14 protein-coding genes and 1 tRNA gene are annotated in these 15,449 nt (G+C 64.4%); 9 read left to right on the top strand and 6 right to left on the bottom strand.

Annotation, left to right across the window (positions count from 1 at the left end):
- Positions 1-74 precede the first annotated feature (74 nt).
- A complete protein-coding gene (locus AB0323_RS13915) occupies positions 75-1,016 on the top strand; it encodes a hypothetical protein (RefSeq protein WP_366177837.1) in 942 nt (313 codons plus the stop codon).
- A gap of 52 nt (positions 1,017-1,068) precedes the next feature.
- Here AB0323_RS13915 and dcd read toward each other — a convergent pair whose 3' ends face one another.
- On the bottom strand, positions 1,069-1,644 hold the full coding sequence (gene dcd, locus AB0323_RS13910) for a dCTP deaminase (RefSeq protein ID WP_236813334.1): 576 nt from the start codon (positions 1,642-1,644) through the stop codon (positions 1,069-1,071).
- A gap of 133 nt (positions 1,645-1,777) precedes the next feature.
- On the opposite strand from dcd, the gene AB0323_RS13905 reads away from it, so the two are divergent.
- Positions 1,778-3,577 (top strand): CAP domain-containing protein, encoded by a 1,800-nt coding sequence (locus tag AB0323_RS13905; RefSeq protein WP_366177836.1) that lies wholly within the window; start codon positions 1,778-1,780, stop codon positions 3,575-3,577.
- 2 nt (positions 3,578-3,579) lie between these two features.
- Here the strand turns inward: AB0323_RS13905 and AB0323_RS13900 are convergent, their stop codons facing one another.
- A complete protein-coding gene (locus AB0323_RS13900) occupies positions 3,580-4,026 on the bottom strand; it encodes an SRPBCC family protein (RefSeq protein WP_364538920.1) in 447 nt (148 codons plus the stop codon).
- A gap of 237 nt (positions 4,027-4,263) precedes the next feature.
- Between AB0323_RS13900 and AB0323_RS13895 the strand changes: the two genes are divergently transcribed.
- The 3 genes from AB0323_RS13895 to AB0323_RS13885 all read left to right on the top strand — a co-directional run bounded on the left by AB0323_RS13895 (position 4,264) and on the right by AB0323_RS13885 (position 5,745).
- Positions 4,264-4,337, top strand: a tRNA-Gly gene (locus tag AB0323_RS13895).
- A gap of 122 nt (positions 4,338-4,459) precedes the next feature.
- Positions 4,460-4,594: a hypothetical protein gene (locus AB0323_RS13890; RefSeq protein WP_264637052.1), complete on the top strand. Its 135-nt coding sequence runs from the start codon at positions 4,460-4,462 to the stop codon at positions 4,592-4,594.
- A gap of 17 nt (positions 4,595-4,611) precedes the next feature.
- Positions 4,612-5,745 (top strand): N(5)-(carboxyethyl)ornithine synthase, encoded by a 1,134-nt coding sequence (locus AB0323_RS13885; protein ID WP_366177835.1) that lies wholly within the window; start codon positions 4,612-4,614, stop codon positions 5,743-5,745.
- 78 nt (positions 5,746-5,823) lie between these two features.
- On the opposite strand, the gene AB0323_RS13880 is transcribed toward AB0323_RS13885, so the two are convergent.
- Positions 5,824-7,221 (bottom strand): MFS transporter, encoded by a 1,398-nt coding sequence (locus AB0323_RS13880; RefSeq protein WP_366177834.1) that lies wholly within the window; start codon positions 7,219-7,221, stop codon positions 5,824-5,826.
- A gap of 150 nt (positions 7,222-7,371) precedes the next feature.
- Here AB0323_RS13880 and AB0323_RS13875 point away from each other — a divergent pair, with 150 nt between their 5' ends.
- From AB0323_RS13875 to AB0323_RS13865, 3 genes are all read left to right on the top strand, one after another.
- A complete protein-coding gene (locus tag AB0323_RS13875; protein ID WP_236813341.1) occupies positions 7,372-8,226 on the top strand; it encodes a LysR substrate-binding domain-containing protein in 855 nt (284 codons plus the stop codon).
- 63 nt (positions 8,227-8,289) lie between these two features.
- Positions 8,290-8,718, top strand: a complete 429-nt coding sequence (gene panD, locus AB0323_RS13870; protein WP_366177833.1) for an aspartate 1-decarboxylase — start codon at positions 8,290-8,292, stop codon at positions 8,716-8,718.
- A gap of 151 nt (positions 8,719-8,869) precedes the next feature.
- The gene (locus AB0323_RS13865; protein ID WP_366177832.1) at positions 8,870-9,796 is read left to right on the top strand and encodes an AEC family transporter; all 927 of its coding nucleotides are present in this window, start codon (positions 8,870-8,872) and stop codon (positions 9,794-9,796) included.
- Between the two features lie 73 nt (positions 9,797-9,869).
- Here AB0323_RS13865 and AB0323_RS13860 read toward each other — a convergent pair whose 3' ends face one another.
- The 3 genes from AB0323_RS13860 to AB0323_RS13850 all read right to left on the bottom strand — a co-directional run bounded on the left by AB0323_RS13860 (position 9,870) and on the right by AB0323_RS13850 (position 14,267).
- On the bottom strand, positions 9,870-12,509 hold the full coding sequence (locus tag AB0323_RS13860) for a trehalase-like domain-containing protein (protein ID WP_366177831.1): 2,640 nt from the start codon (positions 12,507-12,509) through the stop codon (positions 9,870-9,872).
- A gap of 228 nt (positions 12,510-12,737) precedes the next feature.
- Positions 12,738-13,727: an LLM class flavin-dependent oxidoreductase gene (locus tag AB0323_RS13855; protein ID WP_366177830.1), complete on the bottom strand. Its 990-nt coding sequence runs from the start codon at positions 13,725-13,727 to the stop codon at positions 12,738-12,740.
- 111 nt (positions 13,728-13,838) lie between these two features.
- Positions 13,839-14,267: a nuclear transport factor 2 family protein gene (locus tag AB0323_RS13850; protein WP_366177829.1), complete on the bottom strand. Its 429-nt coding sequence runs from the start codon at positions 14,265-14,267 to the stop codon at positions 13,839-13,841.
- A 192-nt stretch (positions 14,268-14,459) separates the two neighbouring features.
- Between AB0323_RS13850 and AB0323_RS13845 the strand changes: the two genes are divergently transcribed.
- Positions 14,460-15,434 (top strand): ABC transporter substrate-binding protein, encoded by a 975-nt coding sequence (locus AB0323_RS13845; protein WP_366177828.1) that lies wholly within the window; start codon positions 14,460-14,462, stop codon positions 15,432-15,434.
- Positions 15,435-15,449 lie beyond the last annotated feature (15 nt).

The raw sequence follows: 15,449 nt of genomic DNA, 5'->3' as shown, positions 1-15,449 counted from the left end.
AGGCGGCCCAGCACTATTCCTCCCCACTGTGGATAACCAGTTGGGGACCCCTGCGTTGTGCCAAGAATTGGTGCATGCGCAGTCCCCGACCTCTTCCTGAAGCCCTCAGGGGCCGCTCGTTCACGCTCTCCGAGCAACGCGATGCGGGGGTTCCGGATAACCGGGCATGGAACAAGGATCTTCGCGTGGCCAGCCGTGGAGTCCGTGTTCCTTGGGGCGCCGCCCAGGAGCTCTCCCACACAGCACGCCTACTGACCCGCATCTCGCCCGGGACGGTGTGTTGCGGCCCGACGGCGGCAATCCTGTGGCGCTGTCCCCTCCCCTTGGATCTCGAACGCCAGCCGCTGGTGCATTTGCTCCGGTGGGACGGCGGGAACCGGCCGGTTCGCAAGGGGGTCGCCGGGCGCAGAGTAGCTTTGGAGGCCGCCGATCGCCGGACCATTGACGGCGTCCCTGTAACGAGTCCGGCCCGAACGTGGCTTGATTTGGCGGCGTTGCTGCCCCTGGACGATCTCGTGGCCGCGGCCGACCACTTCATCTGCAGACAATCCCGCAGTTTCGGCCACAACCGCGCCGCGCTTTGCACCCTTGAGGATTTGCGTTTGCAAGTAGAGGGAAACCCTGGCATCCGTGGACGCAGGAACGCCCGGCTGGCACTGGAACTCGCGAGGGTTGGCGCCGACTCCGTACCGGAAACCAAGCTCCGGCTTGCCATCGGCCGGCGGGGATTGCCGGAACCTGAACTGCGGTTTGTTGTCCAGGATTCAAGTGCCCGGGAGCTGGCGTGGCCGGACATGGCGTTCCCCCGGTACAAAGTGGCCGTCAACTACGACGGCAGCCACCACCTGACGGCCGAGCAAAAGGAATCAGACATTCGCCGAGACGAATCCATTGCAGCGATCGGCTGGACCTCGGTGACCATCACGGCACGGCACGTGAAAGCGTGCGGGTTCGACGGCGTCGTACACCGAGTGCGAGCCGCCCTTGGCCGCGCCGGGTGGGTCAGCGAGGCGTGAGATCTCGGCCCTTTCCTACCTTCAAAGAGGCGAGATCTCACGTCTCGAGCGGCTAAACGGCCGTCCGGTGGAAGTTCAAGTGGCTGCGGCTCGCGGTGGGGCCACGCTGGCCTTGGTAACGGTTGCCGTAGCCGCCGGAACCATAGGGATGCTCAGCGGCCGACGAGAGCCGGAAGAAGCACAACTGGCCGATCTTCATGCCGGGCCACAATTTGATGGGCAGCGTCGCGACGTTGGAGAGTTCCAACGTCACATGGCCCGAGAATCCGGGGTCGATGAAGCCCGCCGTGGAGTGCGTCAGCAAGCCGAGGCGCCCCAGCGAAGACTTTCCTTCAAGTCGTGCGGCGACGTCGTCCGGCAGGCTCACGGTCTCGTAGGTTGAACCGAGCACGAACTCGCCGGGGTGCAGGATGAAAGGCTCGTCGCCCTCGACCTCAACCAGGCGGGTCAGCTCAGGCTGCTCCTCCGAGGGATCGATGTGGGCGTACTTGTGGTTGTCGAACAGCCGGAAGAAGCGGTCAATCCTCACATCCACCGAGGACGGCTGAACCATCGCGGGGTCGTAGGGCTCCAGGACGATACGTCGGGAGTCGATTTCGGCACGTATGTCGCGGTCAGAGATCAGCACAGGATCAAAAGTACCGTATGCACACCGCACCCCGTGGTGCCGGAGTGGCGCATGGGACTATAGTGCACCACATAGACTACCGTTACCGCTGTTGCCTTTGGGAACGGTGGCACGACGCGAATCTGGGGAAACATTGAGACGAATTGCGGTGCCCGTCGCCGTGTTGGCGGCCTGCCTTCTCACGGTGATGGCCCCTGCCTCCGACCCCCTTGCCGTACCGCTTCCCCCCGCAGGTACTGCCGCCGTCGCGCCTCCCACCTCCAGCACCACCGCAGGCGCTGAAAGTACGACGACGGCGTCCGCACCGCCGTCGGGATCCGGCCTTCCGCAGGCCGCACCTGTGCCGGGGTCGCCAACGGCCACGGCGCCCACCCCCGCAGGACCAGCAGCTGCAGCCGCCCCCGCTGCATCCCCCGCCGGTGCGGGCACTGCGTCAGCCGTCCAAGCGGCGACCCCGCCCGCACAGCCAAGCCCCGCCGTCGCCCCGGGCAACGGCACGTCGCCCCAGGCAGTGGGCGGCCCGCCCCCGGTGCCCTCCATTCCGCCGGCTTCCGGCCCGGATCCGCTCCCCGGCAGCCAGCCAGGGGGAGTCCCGCAGCCGGATCCGGCCCAAGCGCCGACGAAGTCCTCCCCCGCAGCTGTCCCGCTGGTCTCGGCGCAAGCATTGGTCAACGACGACAATTCCGCCCAGGTGCTGGCCGTGTTCAATGCCATCAATGCCTACAGGACGTCGCTTGGCTTGAATCCGGTGAAGTACAACCCCACGGTGTCCACTCTTTCGCAGGACTGGTCCAACAACATTGCCAGCCGCCAGGTGATTGAACACCGCAGCAACTTCTGGACCGATCCCAGGGCCTTGAATCCCAACAACGGCGCGGGCGAGATCATCGCGGTCCGCTGGGATCGGAACGCCGCCCAGCTTGTCGAATGGTGGAAAAGCTCGCCGGCCCACGACGCGCTGCTGCGTGATCCCCGTTTCAACGTGATTGGCGTCGGGATCACCTTCACGGACGGCAACTACCAGACCACCCCCAATAGCTACACGATGTGGGGCGTGGTCAATCTCTTCGGCTATACGACGCTTCCCGCAGGCACCGTCAACAGCCCTGGCGCGGGCACAGCCCCTCCCCAACTTCCTGCCCCGACTGTCTGCGACCCCATCGTGAAGCACCAGCCGCCCACGCTGGACCTCAGTGCGGCGGCCATCCGCAGCGCGGGTGACCTGGTCGCCGTCGACTCTTCGGGCAACCTAAGGGACTACCCGGCACTCGGCAACGGCACGTTCGGTCCCGCCCGGGCGGTCGGCTCCGGTTTCGCCGGGGCGAAAGAAGTGATGACCACGGATTGGGACCGCGACGGCGTGATCGACGTCCTCGTCCAAATGCTGGACGGCAGGCTCCTGCTCTACCCCGGGGTGGTGAATGGCGGATTCAAAGCCCCGGTGATGTTGGGCTCCTCGGGTTGGCAATCGATGACCATGGCGGTGGGCACTTGGTGCGGCAACAACCGACTCCCGCAAATTCTCGCCGTTGATTCCAGCGGCGCGCTTTACCTATACCGGAACCAGGGGCTCACCGGCATGGTGGGGCGGACCCAAGTGGGCTCGGGCCTCAGTGCCATCCGCCTCAGCATGGTGGACTACGACGCCGACGGCTTCCAGGACCTGCTGGCCGTGGAAGCAAACGGGAACCTGCGGCTCTACCGCGGCTCCGGGCTCACCACGCCGAAGTCAGAAGCCCGGCTGGTAGTGGGCACCGGATGGACCGACTACTCCGGATTGCGCTCGCTCAACGGTGTCACGGGTCTCAACACCACTGGAATCGCTGGCCTGCTGAGCAACGGAACCATCGAATATTGGGACCTGACCGGCGGACGCCTCACGACGCCGAGCACTCCGGTCACCGGTTTGGGCGGACTCAAGCTGGCGCAGTAGCGCTAAGCCTCCGGGGTTTGCTCCTCAATGACCGACTTGAGCTGCTCCAGCTGGACAACTTCGTCTTCCATGGTCTTCTGGATCATGCTGTTCATGAGTTTCTGAAGGCCCTTGGGGTGGTACTCCAGGGCGAACCGGAGGCGGGTATTGGGGCCCTCGGTGCTGAGATAATAGCCGCCGGTGGGCCGCGCAGGACCGGCGACGACGGCGAACCGCACCTCAGCGCCCGGCCTGGCTTCAGTGATTTGGAAGTCGGCCGCGACCGGACGCCCGCCCGGGCCCGCCAGGGTCTGCTGGTAAACAGCACCCTTTTCGCCGGCATGTCCGGAACGGAGGGAGATGCTGCGGATTCCACTGCGCCACAGGGGATTATTGAGGCCGTCCACCAGGAATTGGTAAACGGTCATGGCGTCGCGGCCAATGAGTACTTCATGCTCTGCAAATGCCACGGAATCCTCTTTCGGCGTACTGCTCTAGGACATAGCCGGGTTCCCCATGACGCAGCAGCTAACTGCTACAGAATAGTCAGGCGTGGCGCGACGCAACACACCCGCGTCGAGGCTTAACCGAATCTTTACGCGCTCCGCGGGGAATTTGATGAGACCGTGACGCCGGTGAGTCTGTGTCTGGATCCGCGCTCCATCTGCGCTAAGCTGGGATCTGCTCCGGCTGGTTTGCGGAGCATTGCGGGCGTAGCTCAATGGTAGAGCGCTAGCTTCCCAAGCTCGATACGCGGGTTCGATTCCCGTCGCCCGCTCCATTTTCTTGCTAATTGGCCTATTTTCCCTGGAACCGAACGGCCACCCGGATACAAGATGCCCAAGCCTGTGGGTGTATCGTCAGGAGCTAGGAGCCATTTCGGCTCTGCTCTAGGGAGCGATCATGGCTGACAAATCACCTCGCCAAGCTGCATCGAAAAAATCCGGCAAATCCATCAAGGAAAAGCGCGCTGACAAAAGGGCTTCAGAGTCCTCCGCAACAACAGTGGCCAAGCCGGCAACCGGCAACAAAAAGTGATCGGCCATATAGGCGCCATGACCCTCGGCATCCTGTCGTCATCGCGGAAGCCGGACGAGCGCCGGCTGCCCGTCCATCCCCTGCACCTGGAGCGTATTGCTCCGGAACTCCGGCAACACATCCGGCTTGAGCGCGGTTACGGCGAGCGCTTCGGCTTTTCAGACAGCCAACTTGAGCCGCTGGTCGGTGGCATGGCAAGCAGAGAGGAACTGATCTCGAATTCGGAGGTCATTCTCCTGCCCAAGCCGCAGCCGGAAGACCTTGCCGGCCTCCGCGACGGGCAGGTCCTCTGGGGCTGGCCGCACTGCGTGCAGGACCGGGCGATCACGCAGCTAGCCATCGACAAGAAGCTGAGCTTGATCGCGTTCGAGGCGATGAATCACTGGGCCAGCGACGGCGGCTTCGGGCTTCACGTTTTCCACAAGAACAACGAACTTGCGGGCTACTGTTCCGTCATCCACGCCCTTGCCCTGACGGGCTCGACGGGTGACTACGGAAGGCGGCTGAGCGCCGTCGTGATTGGCTTCGGGGCCACAGCGCGTGGCGCGGTCACAGCCCTGAATGCCCACGGCATCCACGATGTCCAGGTGCTGACCAACCGCGGCGTAGCGGCAGTCGGCTCCCCCATCCACTCGGTGCGGATAGTGCAGTTCGACCACGACCAGAACGCCCCTTTCCTGAGCGAGGTCATCACCGATCGTGGCCGCCTGCCACTCGCTCCGTTCCTCGCCGCGAGCGACATCGTGGTCAACTGCACGCTACAGGACCCGAACTCGCCGCTGACATACCTGCGGACCGAGGACCTTGACGCGTTCCAGCCGGGCAGCTTGATTGTTGACGTCTCCTGCGACGAAGGCATGGGCTTCAGTTGGGCGCGGACCACGACGTTCGCCGAACCCATGTTCACGGTGGGCGACCACATCAACTACTACGCCGTGGACCACAGCCCGTCGTACTTGTGGAATTCGTCCAGCTGGGAGATCAGCGAGGCGCTCCTGCCGTTCATCGAAACCGTCATTTCGGGCCCCGAGGCCTGGGACGCCAACGAGACGATCTCCCGGGCCATCGAAATCCGGGACGGCGTCATCCGCAACCCGGACGTGCTCCAGTTCCAAGGGCGCTCGGCGGACTATCCGCATCTTGCGGCGTAATCGCCCCGAAGTCCCATAATGCGGCTGAGCCGGGCGCCTCGTGGGTGCCCGGCTCAGCCGCGTTCGGGCGTTACTCCGCTACGCCGACTGGGCGACGATCCGTACCATCCGGCGTCGATCCCGGACGTTCACTTTGAGCCGCAACTCGGACCTCCGGGCGAGCACGACGGCGACTGTCGCGGCCGCGAGCGCCGGCACCCCGCCTGACACCAAGAGCGCTGCGTGCGGGTTCAGGTGCTCGGCAAGCCAGCCCATCATGGGTCCACCGATGGCTTGTCCCCCGATAAGCACCATGATGTAGAGGCTCATGACGCGGCCGCGGATGCTCATGTTGGCACTGACCTGGACCAGCTGGTTGGCGGCGGTCAGGAACATGAGGCACCAGAATCCGGAAAGAACCATGCCAACCGAGAGCCACACCATGGACGGCGCCAACGCCGCCAGGCACAGCATCAAGCCGTACATCCCCGCGCACAGCACCACCGAGCGCAGGCGCAATTGCCGGCGCCGTGCCGAGGCGATTGCTCCGGTCAGCGCGCCAAGGGCCACCATCGCGTTGAGCAAGCCGTAGCCGCCGGCACCGGCATGGTAGATGTGGTCCGCGAAGGCAGCGAGGAGCACCGGCAGGCTCATCGCGAAGACCGCTACAAAGCCGGCCATGAGCCACGGCCAGTAGATGGTGGGCTTGCTGAGGGCGTATCGAAGGCCTTCCTGGAGCATTCCCTTGCGTTTTGGCACGGGCGTGCTGACATAAAGTTCGTTCTTGCGGAGCATCAGGAGCATGGTGACAGTGGAGCAGCAGGCCACAGCGTTCCCCGCGAAGGCCCAGCCCGCGCCGACCGCGGTCAGCAGCACGCCAGCGAGTGCGGGACCAATGAGGCCGCCCAACTGGAACGTGGTGGAGTTGACGCTGATGGCGTTGCGCAGGTATTTCGGTCCCACGAGCTCGTTGACGAAGACCTGCCGGGCAGGCTGGTCGAGCACCGTCACGAGGCCCAGGACGAACGCGATCACGTAAACGTGCCACACCTCGATGTGGTTGCTCAGCGCCAACACGGCGAGGATGGCCGCCAGGGAGGCCGCGACGCTTTGGCACAGGATGAGGATGCGTCGCTTGGGGAAGCGGTCGGCCATCATGCCGCCCCACGGGCCCAGGAACAGCGACGGCATGAACTGCAATGCCACGGTTATTCCGACGGCGGTGACGGATCCGGAGAGCTGGAGCACCAACCAGTCCTGGGCAATCCGCTGCATCCAGAGTGCGATGACTGCGACGAAGTGGCCGACGGCGAAAATCCGGAAGTTGGGTACTTTGAGGGAAATGAAGGTGTGCCGCCAAGGCAGCCTTTCACTGACGACGGCGATTGGCTGGGTTGCCGTGTCCGGCTCGGCAGCGTGTGGAATTCTGCTGCTTGCAGCGAGTGAATCGATGGTGGGTTGGCTGACGTTTGCCGCTGAGGACGGTGGGGGTGCCAAAAGTAGTCCTTGGATAGGCGTTTCGCTGGGATGCCTTTAACGCTAGGGTTGGCCGCGGTGATTATGGAAGTGAATTGGCCGTATAACTAGCATTGCGAAGTGCAATACACCGGCGTTAGCGGCGGTGAACGTAGCTATTCAAGGAGTCCCGTGTTCGAACCTGTGCAGCTGCGGTCCTTCCTGGCCGTGGCCGAGACTTTGAGTTTCACGAAGGCAGCCGAGCGCCTCGGCCTGGCCCAGCCCACGGTCAGCCAGCATGTGAGAAAGCTGGAGACCGCAGCCAAACGGGCGCTCGTAGCCCGCGACACCCGGGATGTTCGGCTCACCGACAACGGCGATGCCATGGCAGGCTTCGCCCGAAACATCCTCTCCGCCCACGATTCCGCAGCGAGGTACTTTTCCGGCTCCGCCATGCGCGGCCGCTTGCGGTTCGGGACCGCCGACGATCTCGCCATTACGGGCTTGCCCCGGATCCTGCGCGAGTTCCGGCAGCTGTATCCCCAGATCAACCTGGAACTCACCGTCAGCCAGAGCGACCAGCTCTACAAACGCGTCAACGCGGGCCAATTGGATCTTGTGTTTGTGAAGTGGGTGGGCGAAGCGAAGGACGGCACAGTCGTCCGGCACGACAAGTTTGCCTGGGTAGGCGTCGAACAGACTGTGCTGGACCCGGCCAGCCCTGTGCCGCTGATCTGCTACCCGGCCCCGAGCGTCAGCCGGAAACTGGCCATCGACGCCCTGGAAGCCATGGGCCGGACGTGGCGGGTCACGTGCTCGACCAAGCAGATCGCCGGCGTCTTGGCAGCGGTGCGCGCGGGCATCGGCGTCGCCGTGATGCCGTCCTCACTTGTCCCCGAGGACCTCACCGTGATCACCAAGCGCTTCGACCTCCCGCCCGTGGGCGACGTCGACTTCACTTTGATCCGCAACCCTTTGGCGAACGCAGAGGTCGTGGATGCGCTGACGCAGGCGATCATCGGCAGAACGCTCAACAAGCAGGCGTAGCTGCGGCACCTGTGTCAGGCATCACCCGGCGATCGAGCGGCCACGCGCTAAACTTGTCACGTTATGAACCGCACAATGTTTAAGTCCAAGATCCACCGTGCCACGGTGACCCATGCCGACCTGCACTATGTAGGTTCAGTGACGGTCGACCTGGATCTGCTGGATGCTGCGGATATTCTCCCGGGCGAACTCGTCTCCATTGTTGACGTGACCAATGGTGCGCGCCTGGAAACTTACACCATTGCCGGCGAGCGCGGCTCCGGCGTCATCGGCATCAACGGGGCCGCAGCGCACCTGGTGCACGTGGGCGACGTCGTCATTCTCATCACCTACGCTGAGATGACCACCGAAGAGGCCAAGTCCTACCAACCCAAGGTTGTCCATGTGGACAGGGCCAACAAAATCGTCCAGCTCGGCAGCGATCCGGCCGAAGGCATCACTCCCGGCGTTATGCGCCCGCCGCACGCCCTCAACAACGCAGAGCTGAACTAGCTTTCCCTCTTCCGCCGCCCCGCGGGCACTGCTTCTTCGCAGTCCACATGGCGGAACATGCCGCCGTCGGGCCCTATAGGCGAATAAAGCTGATTTAGGCTGGGACTGTGAACCCACGCCGTCCTGCGCCCATCCCCCTCCGGATGCCGTAATGCTGGGCGTCCTTTCCGGGTTCTTCGTGGTGTGGGCCATCATTCTGGTGGGCATGTTCGTCGGCAAGCGCGGGATCCTGGGCGACAACGCACGTTCGGTCCTCAGCGGCCTCACTTTCTTCGTTGCGAGCCCCGCGCTTCTCTTTGAAACCCTGGGCAAGGCCCATCTCCGCGACATCTTCGCCGCTCCGCTCCTGGTCACGGCGGTGGGAGCCGTCGTCACTGGCAGCCTGTTCTTCCTCATCGTGAAGTTCTGGCTCAAACGCTCCCTGCCGGAATCGCTCATGTCCTCCATGAGCGCTTCATTGGCCAACTCCGCGAACCTCGGCATCCCCATCGCCGTGTTCGTCCTGGGCGACGCAAGCTATGTGGCTCCACTCCTGATCTTCCAGCTCGCATTCTTCACTCCCATGTACCTGATGGCGCTCGACGCGAGCACCAGCGCCCACCGCACTACTCCCCTGCGCTTCGTCCTGATGATCGTCCGGAATCCGATGATCGTGGGATCGGCCCTCGGCTTGGTGGTGGCTGGAACGGGCTGGCAAGTGCCCTCGCTCATCATGGACCCCATCCACTTGATCGGGGGTGCCGCCATTCCCGCGATGCTGATGGCGTTCGGGATGAGCCTGAACGGCTCCCGGCCCCTGCAAAAGGACACAGGCCGCCGGACGGACGCGCTTCTGGCCAGCGGCTTCAAGCTCTTTGTCCACCCCACGATGGCGTACTTGTTCGCCCGCTTCGCGCTTGGCCTGGAGGCGCATGCCTTGTTCGCCGTGGTGGTCACGGCGGCCCTGCCCACTGCGCAGAACGTGTTCGTTGCCGCGAGCCGCTACAACACGGGAATCACCGTGGCCAAGGATACGGTCCTGATCACCACGGTGGTGGCCGTCCCGGCAATGATCGCCGTGGCCCTGCTGCTCACCTAGCCCAACTGACTCGCACTTGTTGTTGTTTTGGTCGCCGAAAACGACATTAAGTGCGAGTCAGTTGGGTCGGCGCCTACTCTTCGTCCACCGAGTCCAGGTACCTGTCCAGCAGCTGTGCGCAACGGATGAAGCCCAAGTGCGAATACGCCTGTGGGTGGTTTCCCAAGTGGGTCTCGGTGCCCGGGTCGAATTCCTCGGGAAGCAGACCGGTGGGACCGAAGAGCGCCACGAGCTGGTTGAACAATTCCAGCGCGTCGTCCAGCCGGCCCACGGCCAGGTACGCCTCAATGAGCCAGGTGGTGCAGATGTGGAACCCGCCCTCCAGACCCGGCAGGCCGTCGTCGTACCTGTACCGGAACACGGTGGGACCCACCCGGAGTTCCCGCTCGACGGCGGTGACGGTGTCCAGGAAGCGCTGGTCGCGGACGTCCAGAAGGCCCGACAGTCCGATATGCAACACGGCCGCGTCAAGGTCCGGGCTGTCGTAGGCCACGGTGTAGGAGTTCGCTGAATCGTCCCAGCCCTCGCGGAGGACTTCCGCGCGGATGACGTTGGCCGTTTCCTCCCACTCGGCCCCGATGGGGCGCCGGAACCGGACCGCCGTCTGCATGGCCCGGTCCAGGGTCACCCAGCACATCACTTTGGTGTAGATGTGGTGCCGCGGCGCCCGCCGGGCTTCCCAGATGCCGTGGTCCGCTTCGTGCCAGCGGGCCAAGACCGCCGAGGCCATCTGCTCCATGAGTCGCCAGTGCTCGTCCGGCAAGGTGCCGACGCGCTTGCTGAGGGTCTGGATGAGCTCGGCGATCGGCCCGAAGACGTCCAGCTGCACTTGGTGGTCGGCGGCGTTCCCGATCCGTACGGGCCGCGAGCCGGCATAACCTGGAAGGCTCTCGATAATTGCCTCCGTCGACAGTGGGGAGCCGGTCACGGAATACAGGGGATGCAGCCATTCCGGACCTGGAGCATTCTCCAGGATGCGGCCCAGCCAGCGGAGGAACCCGTCTGCTTCCTCGGTGGAACCCAGGTCCACGAGCGCATTGACCGTCATGGAGCCGTCGCGGAGCCAGCAGTAGCGGTAGTCCCAGTTGCGGGTGCCGCCGATCCCTTCCGGCAGCGACGTGGTTGGAGCCGCGAGGACAGCGCCGGTGGGCTCGTGCACCAGCGCTTTCAGGACCAGTGCCGAGCGCCGGACCAGCGACGGTTTCATGTCGGGCAGTTCCAGCCCGCGGACCCACTGCCGGGATTGGTGCGCGACGGCGGCCCGCCGCGCGAGCTCTCCGGCAGGGTCCGGCGTCGTCGGCTCGGTGTCTCCGCACCTCAGGTTCATGACGACAGGCCCGTACGCGAGGCTGACTTCCGCGGTTGCGGTGCCGTGCTTGCCGTCGCTCGTGACCGTGAAGGACACCCCGGGAGCGAAGAGGATGATGGGATCCGAGGTACCCACGACGTGCAGCTCTTCGCCGCGGACTTCCATGTTGAACGGTGCGTTGGCATAGTCCGGCCGCGGTGCGAAAACAATCCGCGCGCTGCCGGTTCCGGACAGGACCCGGACCAGGCTGGTGATGCCGTCCGGTGCCGGCTCGAGGTAGTCGGTGACCGTGACGTCCGCCCAGCGCGTCTCCACGATCATGGTGTTGTCCACATAGCGCTGGCCCAGCACCTTCGACGCCTTGACCGGTTCCACGCTGAAATGGCCGGCCGGGTCGCCACCAAGGATGTGCGCAAACAAGGAGCCGGAATCCGGGAGGGGATGGCTCATCCAGCAGATCTTGGCTTCCGGGGTGAGCAACGCCGTCGACGTCCCGTTGCCGATCATCGAATGCCGCTCCAGCCCCACCGCGTCCTCGCCGAACAGCCACGCGCGCCGCAGCTCGAACAGGATGGCGAGCACTTTGGCGAAGGCCTCCGGGTCCGGCAAACGGTGGCGCGCCGCGGTTTCTCCATCTCCGACGTGCAGGCCAAGATCCGGGCCCCGCAAGGTGGCGATCGCGAGCTCATCGCTGTCGGCGTCGCCGGCAAACAGGGCCGCGCTGGCCCCCAACTGTGTACGCAGATGCTCCAGCGCGGCGTCTTTGGAGGGTTCCACGATGGACAGGTCCAGTACGGATCCGTCCACAATGAAAAACAGGCCCAATTCACGGGCGATCTGGTGTGCCTCTCGCGTCACCCGTGCCACGACGGCAGGTGTGGCCGGCCTGGTGTGGATGGCTACCGCCACGGGCTTGCGCTCGATGCTGACGCCCTTTTCGAAACCGATGGATTCATTCAGGGCGGTCGCAGCCTGTTGGAGGACGGCTTCCGTCGCCATCGAGACGCTGTACGCGTAGGTCATATCGAACTCGGCGCCGTGCGAACCTACGAGGTGGACTTCCGCCGGGAGCCTGGACACCGCGGCAAGGTCCCGCAGCGACCTGCCGGAGATGACGGCCGTGTGCGTGTTCGGCAGCGCTGCCAGTGCCCGGAGCGCGACGGCGGCACTCCCCAAAGGGAGCGTCTCAGTGGATACGCCTTCCGCAGCACAGAGGGTTCCACCATAGTTGCAGGCCACCAGGAGCCCCGGAGTGCGGGCCAGCATCCTGAGTTCCGCTAGCAGCTCCGGAGTGATTCCGTCGTGGGCGGCCTCGGACTGGACGACGGTCCGCAGGAGGCCCAGCGGAAGCGACTTCGTCAGCAGTGCCGAATCGGCCACGGACAAATTAAGCGGAGTAGCCATGGGGGACGATCCTTCCAGGGTGGATTCGTCCAGTTTCCGCCCGGGGAGTTTCGCCTCCATGACCCGCATATTGCCGGGGTGTAACGAGTTTTCCTGGTTGGCGAGGCACACCCTGGCGCCGTGTCACGCCACGCATTCTTTTGGCCCGGCGCAGCGGTGCGTTCCGCGCAATTCCGCGGCAGACCGTCGTCGGACGCTACAAAAGTCTGCTCGGCGTGACGCGAGCCGCTATACCCTGGTCAGTCCCACGGCCTCCGCCACCAGCTCGACGGAACGCAACCGCTGCTCCGTGCCCGTGCTTTGGTGCGCAACGATCAGTTCGTCGGCGTCGGCGTGGCGGGCAAACTCCTCGAGGTAATCGCGCACGACTTCCGGTGTGCCCACGGCTGAGTACTTCACCATTTGCGCGATGTGCTGGCCCTGCGGCGAGTCGAGGATGAGATCCGCTTCGGCGTCGGTGAATTCGCGTCCGCCGCCCAGGAAGCGGGAGACGCGGTCCCGCTTGACCTCAAGGAAGAGCCGTTGGGCTTCGGTCGCCGAATCCGCGGCCACCACGTTCACTCCCGCGATCACGTATGGTTCCGGCAGCTGATCGGACGGCTTGAACTCGCGGCGGTAGACCGCGACGGCGTCCTGCAGCGCGTTGGGTGCGAAGTGTGAGGCGAAGGCGTAGGGCAGGCCGAGCTGCGCCGCCAAATGCGCCCCGAACAGGGAGGAACCGAGGATGTACAAGGGTACGTTGGTGCCCTTGCCGGGCGTTGCTTCGACACCTTGGATCCGCGTGGGGCCAGTGAGGTAGCCCTGGAGTTCCAGCACGTCCTGTGGGAAGGTGTCCGCAGACATGGGGTCGCGGCGGAGTGCACGCATCGTGTTCTGGTCACTGCCGGGCGCCCGCCCCAGGCCGAGGTCGATGCGGCCCGGGTGCAGCGTCTCGAGGGTACCGAACTGCTCGGCGATGGTGAGTGGCGAGTGGTTGGGCAGCATGACCCCGCCGGCACCGAGCCGGATGGTGCTCGTGTTGGCCGCGATGTGGGCGATCAGCACGCTCGTGGCCGAGGACGCGATCGAGCCCATGTTGTGGTGCTCGGCGTACCAGATCCGCCGGTAGCCGAGCCGTTCGGCCAGTTGCGCCATAGCGACGCTCCCGGCGAAACTCTCCGCCGCCGTCTGGCCTTTGCCGATAATTGCCAGGTCGAGGATGGAGAGGGGAACAGTCACGTTATGCCGGCCTTTCGAAGGTGGTTTTGCTCGGGGGGCCGGTTCCCCGGCCACTCCTGCGACAACGACGACGGCGTCCGGGTTATTTCTCTGGCCTGCGTGGGTTCCGTCTCAGCTCGTGAAGATGCCTTTGCCGGTCTCCATGTCGATGGGCAGGGAAGAGTGCTCATGGGAGATCTTCCAGGTGTCGTCCTTCTTCTCAAGGCAAATGGTGAAGCGGTTGGTCATCGCCCGCAGCCGTTCGCCTTCCGCCGAGATCCCGGCGAAGGTCACAGCAGCATGCCCGAAAGCCAAGTCCTCCCCCGCGACGGACTGGACATCATTGAATTCGACCTGAACGCGCTCATCGCCAAGCGAAGAGAACCATTCGCCGGCCATCGACCGCCAAGCCTCGATTCCGGTGTATTGCCATTGTCCCCAGGAATCGTAAATGTGCACGTTCTCGTCGTAGAGCGCCGTGAATGCGTCAACATCTTTCGCGTGGACAGCAGCTGCGTAGGAATCCAGCGCCTGTATAACCGGGGTTTGCTCGTTGCTCACGAAAAATCTCCTCACGTGCCTGCGGTTGTGTGTGGGAAGCCTACACCGTGGCCCGAGTGTGACTCCTCGGGACCTCGAATGAACTTCCGTTAACCCCTGTATCCCCGCGTTTCACAGCGCTTTGACCGGTACCGGGCCCTGCCGGATAGTTGCTGCAACGCACACCATCCATCACTCTCGAAGGGGACATTCATGGCTATTTCACGCCTCAAAACAGGCACGGCGCTGGCACTCGCGGTGACCACAACTCTCGGTCTCGCCGCGTGCTCGGACCCGGGCGCCTCAGCCGCGCCAGCGCCGTCGTCGTCCGCCTCCGCCAGCAAAACCTTCAACCTGTCGCCGGAACAGAACCGCTTCCCTGTGCAGGTCTCGCCGGAGGCCGCCGCCCTGGTGCCCCAGTCGGTCAAGGCGGATGGCAAGCTGACGGTCGCGGTAAGTCCTTTCGCCGCGCCGCTCGCCGTCTATGCCACAGACAACAAGACGCCGGTGGGCAACGAGGTGGACATCGCCGTCGCGCTGGCAGAATCGCTGGGACTCAAGCCCGACATTGTCCCGACGGCGTGGGCCGACTGGCCGTTGGGCGTGGAATCGGGCAAGTACGAGGCCGTCATCTCGAACGTCACCGTGACGGAAGAGCGCAAGCTCAAGTTCGATTTCGCCAGCTACCGCGAGGACAAACTGGGCTTCTATGCCAAGAGCGACAGCTCCATCACGAAGGTGGACTCGGCTCCTGACGTGGCGGGCAAGCGGATCATTGTGGGCTCGGGCACCAACCAGGAAGCAATCCTGTTGCGCTGGGAGGCCGAGAACAAGAAGAACGGCTTGAAGCCGGTCGAATTCCAGTATTACGACGACGACTCGGCCTCCACGCTGGCGCTTCAGTCGGGCCGCGCGGACCTGACGTTCGGGCCGAACGCGACAGCGTCCTACAAGTCGCAGACCGATGGCAAGACCAAGAACGTGGGCCTGGTTGACGGCGGGTGGCCGCTCAAGGCGAGCATCGCGGTGACCACCAAGAAGGGCAACGGCTTCGCTGCGGCAGCGCAGGCAGGCCTGAACTCGCTCATCAAGGATGGCACGTACGGCAAGATTCTGGACCGCTGGGGTCTCACCGCGGAAGGCATCCAGAAGTCTGAACTGAACCCGCCGGGCTTGCCGAAGAGCTAGGGAAGGATTTAAGCA

It is taken from the genome of Arthrobacter sp. NPDC080031, from assembly GCF_040702485.1.
In the GTDB taxonomy this organism is placed as follows: Bacteria; Actinomycetota; Actinomycetes; order Actinomycetales; family Micrococcaceae; genus Arthrobacter.
The sequence above is the reverse complement of the archived record's forward strand: the minus strand, read 5'-3'. Positions and strand labels throughout refer to the sequence as shown.

Coding starts and splice junctions, on each gene's coding strand:
- AB0323_RS13915 (WP_366177837.1), top strand. CDS start 75: ATGCGCAGTCCCCGACCTCTTCCTGAAGCCCTCAGGGGCCGCTCGTTC.
- AB0323_RS13860 (WP_366177831.1), bottom strand. CDS start 12,509: ATGGCTACTCCGCTTAATTTGTCCGTGGCCGATTCGGCACTGCTGACG.
- AB0323_RS13885 (WP_366177835.1), top strand. CDS start 4,612: ATGACCCTCGGCATCCTGTCGTCATCGCGGAAGCCGGACGAGCGCCGG.
- panD (WP_366177833.1), top strand. CDS start 8,290: ATGAACCGCACAATGTTTAAGTCCAAGATCCACCGTGCCACGGTGACC.
- AB0323_RS13890 (WP_264637052.1), top strand. CDS start 4,460: ATGGCTGACAAATCACCTCGCCAAGCTGCATCGAAAAAATCCGGCAAA.
- AB0323_RS13865 (WP_366177832.1), top strand. CDS start 8,870: ATGCTGGGCGTCCTTTCCGGGTTCTTCGTGGTGTGGGCCATCATTCTG.
- AB0323_RS13845 (WP_366177828.1), top strand. CDS start 14,460: ATGGCTATTTCACGCCTCAAAACAGGCACGGCGCTGGCACTCGCGGTG.